We start from the raw sequence: 6,777 nt of genomic DNA, 5'->3' as shown, positions 1-6,777 counted from the left end.
GCCAAGATCGCCGAACTGCTCCAGCCGGAGCGCATCGGCGTCCACCTGTCCGAGGAGTTCCAGCTGCACCCCGAGCAGTCCACGGACGCGATCGTGATCCACCACCCCGAGGCGAAGTACTTCAACGCGCGCTGAGGACGTCACGGCGCGCTGAGGACGTCACGGCGCGCTGGGGACGTCAACGCGTGCTGAGGACGTCACGGCGAGCAGGGGACGTCAACGTGCCCAGTGGACTTCGACGCGGACTGAGGGCGGCGTGCCACCGAGAGGGGCGCGCCGCGAGGGGCAGCGCAGGAGGGCACGTCGAGGCGGCCCTCGACCGTGGCTCCGGTGCGCCCCGGGGCCTCCCGGTTAAACAAGGCATGTCGTCGTACCGCGACGTACACTTGTCGGTCCACCGCAGGCCGGTTCCCTCCTGGGAACCGGCCTGATCGTCCCTCAAGGAGGTGCGCCAGGATGACCAGCACGGTCCCCGCGCCAGCAACCCGTACAGCCCAAGGCTCAGCGCTTCAGGCGGTGCTCCTCGACATGGACGGCACCCTCGTGGACACCGAGGGCTTCTGGTGGGACGTGGAGGTCGAGGTCTTCGCCCGGCTCGGACACACCCTCGACGACTCCTGGCGCCATGTCGTGGTCGGCGGCCCCATGACGCGCAGCGCGGGCTTCCTGATCGAGGCCACCGGGGCCGACATCACCCTGCCCGAGCTGTCGGTGCTGCTCAACGACGGCTTCGAGGACCGCATCGGCCGCTCTCTGCCGCTGATGCCCGGCGCCCTCCGGCTGCTGGCCGAACTCGCCGAGTACGAGATCCCCACCGCGCTGGTCTCCGCCTCGCACCGGCGCATCATCGACCGGGTGCTCACCTCGCTCGGCCCCCAGCACTTCGCGCTGACGGTGGCGGGCGACGAGGTGGCCCGGACCAAGCCCCACCCCGACCCGTATCTCTTCGCCGCGGCCGGCCTCGGCGTGGATCCGGCCAGATGCGCCGTCGTCGAGGACACCGCGACCGGAGTCGCGGCGGCCGAGGCCGCGGGGTGCCATGTCGTGGCGGTGCCCTCGGTGGCACCCATCACGCCGGCCGCCCGGCGCACCGTCGTGTCCTCGCTGGAGGAGGTCGACCTGGCATTTCTGCGCGGCCTGATGACGGAAATGCGCTGACCCTTCACCCAGCGTGCGGCACCGATAGCGGCGGTATTTACCGGGCCCGCCGCAAAGGAATTCGAAGCTCGTGGGATGGCTGAATTCCGGTACGGGCCCATGGCGTTGACGGTGTGACGTTCCCCACGCGGCAGGGGATCGACAGTCGATGAGGTGTGTGCATCGACGTCCGGTTCGGGCGGCTTCGACGTGCCCTTGTGTCCCGATTGGTGGGACCCTGCACGAATCCTTCCCCGGTCGGGTTTTCAATGCGTCCGCAACCGGTTTCGCTGCGTGATGGCAGCCCAACTCCGGTGGCCGTCAACGGGCGTGCGGACCCGGACTAATCTCGTCGCGAGAACATCGCCGTAACCCCCGTGATCCGTCGCACCACCCATGCATGCCGGGTACACGGACCAACAGCTCTGGAGAAACTCGAGCATGAACCGCAAGACTTTGGTGCTGCCGGCCGTCATCGGCCTGCTCGCGCCGGTCCTCGCCGCGTGTGGCGGGTCCGACGGCGGCAGTGGCGGAGACGCGATCGTCGTCGGCACCACGGACCGGTTCACCGCCTCGCAGGACGCCCCGGCGCCCCTCGACCCGGCGTACGCCTACGACGTCGGCACCTGGAACATCCTGCGCCAGACCGTGCAGACCCTGATGATCCAGCCGCGCGGCGAGGGCGAACCCGTGCCCGAGGCCGCCGAGAGCTGCCGCTTCACCGACACCGGCAACGAGCGCTACGCCTGCACGCTGCGCAAGGACCTGAAGTTCTCCAACGGTGACGCCGTGACCGCGGACGACGTGAAGTACTCGATCGAACGCGTCCTCGCCATCAACGCCGAGGGCGGTCCGGTCGGTCTGCTCTCCACCATCGACACGGTGGAGACGAAGGGCGACCGCGAGGTGATCTTCCACCTCAAGACGGCCGACGCCACGTTCCCGTACAAGCTCTCGACGCCTGTCGCGGGCATCGTCAACCCCGAGGACTACCAGCCCAAGAGCCTGCGCGAGGGCTTCGACGTCGACGGCTCCGGCCCGTACACCATGTCGGCCGAGGTCAAGAACGACGAGCTGGTCAACGCCGTGTTCACCAAGAACCCCAACTACAAGGGGACGCTGAAGGTGAACAACGACAAGGCCGAACTGCGCTCCTTCGCGGACGCCGACGCCATGGGCAGCGCCCTGGACGACGGTGACATCGACGTCATGTCCCGTTCCATGTCGCCGGAGCAGATCGAGAAGCTCTCCGCCTCCTCGGACGACGCCGTCGACCTCATCGAGATGCCGGGTCTGGAGATCCGCTACCTCGCCTTCAACACCAACGCCGCGACCGTGAAGACCAAGGCCGTGCGCCAGGCGATGGCCCAGATCATCAACCGCAGCGAACTCGTCTCCAAGGTCTACGGCTCCGAGGCCGAGCCGCTGTACTCGCTGGTCCCGGCGAGCATCACCGGCCACTCCAACGCGTTCTTCAACAAGTACGGCGACCCGAGCACCGCCAAGGCGAAGGCGCTGCTGGCGAAGGCGAACATCACCAGCCCGGTCAAGCTGACCCTGCACTACACCACCGACCACTATGGTCCGGCCACCCAGCAGGAGTTCGCGCAGCTCCAGAAGCAGCTCAACGACAGCGGCCTGTTCGACGTCAGCGTCAAGGGCGCGGCCTGGAAGACCTTCCGCCCCGCCGAGCAGAAGGGCGCGTACGACGTCTACGGCATGGGCTGGTTCCCGGACTTCCCGGACGCCGACAACTACCTGGCGCCGTTCCTCGACAAGGACAACTTCCTCGGGCTGCCCTACGCCAACAGCGAGATCCGCAACACCCTGATCCCGGAGTCCCGCCGCGAGGCCGACCGGCTGTCCGCCTCCTCGAGCCTGACGGACATCCAGGACATCGTCGCCGACGACGTCCCGGTGATCCCGCTGTGGCAGGGCAAGCAGTACGTGGCCGCCCGCGACGACGTCACCGGCACCGCCTACGCCCTCAACTCCTCCTCCACCCTTCAGCTGTGGGAGCTCAGCCGTGGCGTGAGCGGCTGATCAGAGCTTGCCCGGGCCTGGGACGGGCTTCGGGATACACCCACCGACGACAAGGCACTCGTACGTGAACATGCGCAACCAGTGGCCAGTCCTGCCCCTCGTGGCGGGGCTGGCCTCCGGCCTGTTGACCGGCTGCGGTACGGAGAACGGCGATTCCGGGGGCACCGGCTCCAACGTGGTCATGGGGATGTCCGACGACGTCCTGGCCACCGACCCCGCGTCCGGCTACGACCCCGGCTCCTGGCTGTTGTTCAACAACGTCTTCCAGTCGCTGCTGAGCTTCCCCAAGGGCGGCACCGAACCGGAGCCCGAGGCGGCCGAGAGCTGCAAGTTCACCGACACCGAGACCAAGGTCTACACCTGCACGCTCAAGGACGACCTGCGGTTCAGCAACGGTGACTCGCTCACCTCGGAGGACGTCAAGTTCTCCTTCGACCGGATGCTGAAGATCAACGACGACGCCGGTCCCGCGATCATGTTCCCCATGCTGGACAAGGTCGAGACGCCGGACGAGAAGACGGTCGTCTTCCGGCTGAACACGCCCGACGCCACCTTCCCCAGCAAGATCGCCTCGGGTGCCGGCTCCATCGTCGACCACCGCCAGTACGACGCGGACGGGCTGCGCGAGGACGGCGAGGCGGTCGGCTCCGGCCCCTACAAGCTGGACTCGTTCGGCGAGGACGAGGCCGTCTTCTCCGCCAACGAGAACTACAAGGGCACCGCCGAGGTGAAGAACTCCGGCGTGACCCTGAAGTTCTTCCACGGCGACCAGGACAAGCTGAAGCGGTCCCTGACCGACAAGAAGATCGACATCGCCTACCGAGGCCTCAGCTCGAAGGACATCGCCGACATCGAGGCCGCCGGCGCCGACGCCGGCGTCGAGATCGTGGAGGGCACCAGCGCCGAGGTCCAGCACCTCGTCCTCAACATGGACGACCCGGTCACCGGCCGGCTCGGGGTGCGCAAGGCCATCGCCTACCTGCTCGACCGCGACGCCCTCATGAAGGACGTCTACCAGGGCACGGCCACCTCCCTGTACTCGATCGTCCCGGCCGGTATCACCGCCCACAACACGGCCTTCTTCGACACCTACGGCGCCCGCCCCTCCAAGGCCAAGGCCGCCGCCGCCCTGAACGCCGACGGCATCACCGGCAAGGTGAAGCTGACCCTCTGGTCCACCCCCACCCGCTACGGCCCGGCCACCGACCAGGAGCTCCAGGCGATCGCCGGACAGCTCAACAAGAGCGGCCTGTTCGACGCCGACGTCAAGTCCGTCGACTTCAAGCAGTACGAGAAGGACATCGCCGCCGGCAAGTACGGCGTGTACGTCAAGGGCTGGGTGCCCGACTACCCGGACCCCGACAACTTCACGGCCCCCTTCTTCGGAAAGGGCAACGTGCTGGCCAACAACTACGACAACAGCACGATCACCGGCAGCCTCATCCCGCGCACGGCCGCCGAGAGCGACCGCTCCGCGACCGACGACGACTACGGCCGCCTCCAGGACATCGTCGCCGCAGAGGTCCCGGTCATCCCGGTCTGGCAGGCCAAGCAGTACGCCGTCGTCCACGAGGACGTGTACGGCCTGGAGTACTGCCTCGACGCCTCGACGGTCTTCCGCTTCTGGGAGCTCAGCAAGGGCTGACACCGCACCCACGGCCTGACAGGGCCCACGACCGAGGGCGCCCCTCCTTCCGGAAGGGCGCCCTCGTCGTCGTACTCCACCCGCGGTGGCGGCTACTGCGCCCCGGGACGCACCAGACCACTCTCGTACGCGTACACCGCCGCCTGCACGCGGTCACGCAGACCCAGCTTGGTCAGGACGTGACCCACGTGCGTCTTCACGGTGGTCTCGCTGACGAACAGATCCGCGGCGATCTCCGCGTTGGACAACCCGCGCGCCACCAGCTTCAGCACCTCGACCTCACGGTCGGTGAGCGTGTGCAGGGTGTCCGGGACGGGGTCGTCACCGGAGGGCAGATGCGTGGCGTACTTGTCGAGCAGCCGTCGCGTGATGCTGGGCGCGAGCATCGCCTCGCCGGAGGCGACCACGCGGATGGCCTGGACGAGCTCGTTGGCCGGGGCGTCCTTGAGCAGGAAGCCGCTGGCCCCCGCCCGCAGCGCCTCCACCACGTACTCGTCGAGGTCGAAGGTCGTCAGCACCAGCACCTTCGCCGGACCGTCCCGACCGGGGCCGGTGATCTGCCGGGTCGCCTCGACGCCGTCCATCCGCGGCATGCGGATGTCCATCAGGACCACGTCGGGCTGCAACGCCCGCACCTGGTCGATCGCCTGGAGCCCGTCGCCGGCCTCGCCGACCACGGCGATGTCCTGCTCCGCCTCCAGAATCATCCGGAAGCCGGTACGCAGCAGCGGCTGGTCGTCGACCAGTAGGACGCGGATGGCCACGTGACTCTCCTTCGCTAGTCCGGCCCCATTCTGCCCTGCGTCACCGCACCGGACTCCGGCGCCCTCACCGCCAGCGGATACGGCGGGGGAGTGCCGCCGAACTCCGGGCAGTGCGCCTGGTGGTCGCACCAGCCGCACAGCTTGGTCGGGCGGGGGCGCCAGTCACCGCTCTCCGTCGCCGACCGGATCGCCTCCCACAGCGCGAGCAGCTTGCGCTCGACCCGCTCCAGGTCGGCGAGGACGGGGTCGTACGTCAGGACGTCACCGCTGCCGAGGTAGACGAGCTGGAGGCGGCGCGGGATCACGTTCTTCAGCCGCCACACCACCAGGGCGTAGAACTTCATCTGGAACAGGGCGCCTTCGGCGTACTCCGGCCGGGGAGCCTTGCCCGTCTTGTAGTCGACGATGCGCACCTCGCCCGTCGGCGCCACGTCCACCCGGTCGATGATCCCGCGCAGCCGCAGCCCCGAGTCCAGCTCGGCCTCCACGAACAGCTCGCGCTCGGCGGGTTCGAGCCGGGTGGGGTCCTCCAGCCCGAACCACCGCTCGACGAGCTGCTCGGCCTCGCCCAGCCAGCGCGCCAGCCGCTCGCCCTCCGGATCGTCCGCGAACAGCTCCACGACCTCCGGCCGGGTCTCCCGCAGCCGGTCCCACTGGCCGGGGATGAGCGACTTGGCCCGCGGCGGGGTCCGCTCGGCCGCCGGGGCGTCGAACAACCGCTCCAGCACCGCGTGCACCAGGGTCCCCCTGGTCGCCGCCTCGCTCGGCTTCTCCGGCAGCCGGTCGATCACCCGGAACCGGTACAGCAGGGGGCACTGCATGAAGTCACTGGCACGGGACGGCGACAGCGAGGCGGGGGCGATGGCGACGGGGGCGGCGGGGGCCTCGACCGTGACGGGCGTTATGACGGCGGGCGTCTCGACGGTGGCCGCCGCCGTCCGCTCCGGTGTCGTCGCCTGTTCCTCCGTGACCGGCGGGTCCACTTCCGCGACCCCGCCGACCGGCGTCTCGGCCGTGCCCTCTGTGCTCGTCTCCATGCCCCAGACCATACGGCCCACCACTGACAGTGACCCAGTCGCGGCGGACAGCCCCACGACAACGGAGGAAACAGAGGGGGTGCCGGGGCGGAACGCGTGGCGACCGCCGCATACCATCATCCCGAGACCCTTCCGCCCGGCAGGCGCGGAA

Annotated in this window: 6 protein-coding genes; 4 read left to right on the top strand and 2 right to left on the bottom strand. The window is 68.9% G+C overall.

From position 1 onward, the window contains the following. From ACZ56U_RS29440 to ACZ56U_RS29425, 4 genes are all read left to right on the top strand, one after another. Positions 1–135: vitamin B12 dependent-methionine synthase activation domain-containing protein (locus ACZ56U_RS29440; RefSeq protein WP_469086993.1), on the top strand; the 135-nt coding region annotated here is incomplete at its 5' end. Positions 136–456: 321 nt separating this feature from the next. Further along, positions 457–1,158 (top strand): HAD family hydrolase, encoded by a 702-nt coding sequence (locus tag ACZ56U_RS29435; RefSeq protein ID WP_469086981.1) that lies wholly within the window; start codon positions 457–459, stop codon positions 1,156–1,158. Positions 1,159–1,578: 420 nt separating this feature from the next. Continuing rightward, positions 1,579–3,180 (top strand): ABC transporter substrate-binding protein, encoded by a 1,602-nt coding sequence (locus tag ACZ56U_RS29430; protein WP_469086980.1) that lies wholly within the window; start codon positions 1,579–1,581, stop codon positions 3,178–3,180. A gap of 64 nt (positions 3,181–3,244) precedes the next feature. After that, positions 3,245–4,825, top strand: a complete 1,581-nt coding sequence (locus ACZ56U_RS29425) for an ABC transporter substrate-binding protein (RefSeq protein WP_469086979.1) — start codon at positions 3,245–3,247, stop codon at positions 4,823–4,825. A 92-nt stretch (positions 4,826–4,917) separates the two neighbouring features. On the opposite strand, the gene ACZ56U_RS29420 is transcribed toward ACZ56U_RS29425, so the two are convergent. Both ACZ56U_RS29420 and ACZ56U_RS29415 read right to left on the bottom strand, forming a co-directional pair. Further along, on the bottom strand, positions 4,918–5,589 hold the full coding sequence (locus tag ACZ56U_RS29420; protein ID WP_469086978.1) for a response regulator: 672 nt from the start codon (positions 5,587–5,589) through the stop codon (positions 4,918–4,920). 14 nt (positions 5,590–5,603) lie between these two features. Then, entirely contained in the window at positions 5,604–6,626 is a 1,023-nt protein-coding gene (locus ACZ56U_RS29415; RefSeq protein WP_469086977.1) for a RecB family exonuclease, read from the bottom strand. Positions 6,627–6,777 lie beyond the last annotated feature (151 nt).

Source organism: Streptomyces sp. NPDC034103 (assembly GCF_055575395.1).
The sequence above is the reverse complement of the archived record's forward strand: the minus strand, read 5'-3'. Positions and strand labels throughout refer to the sequence as shown.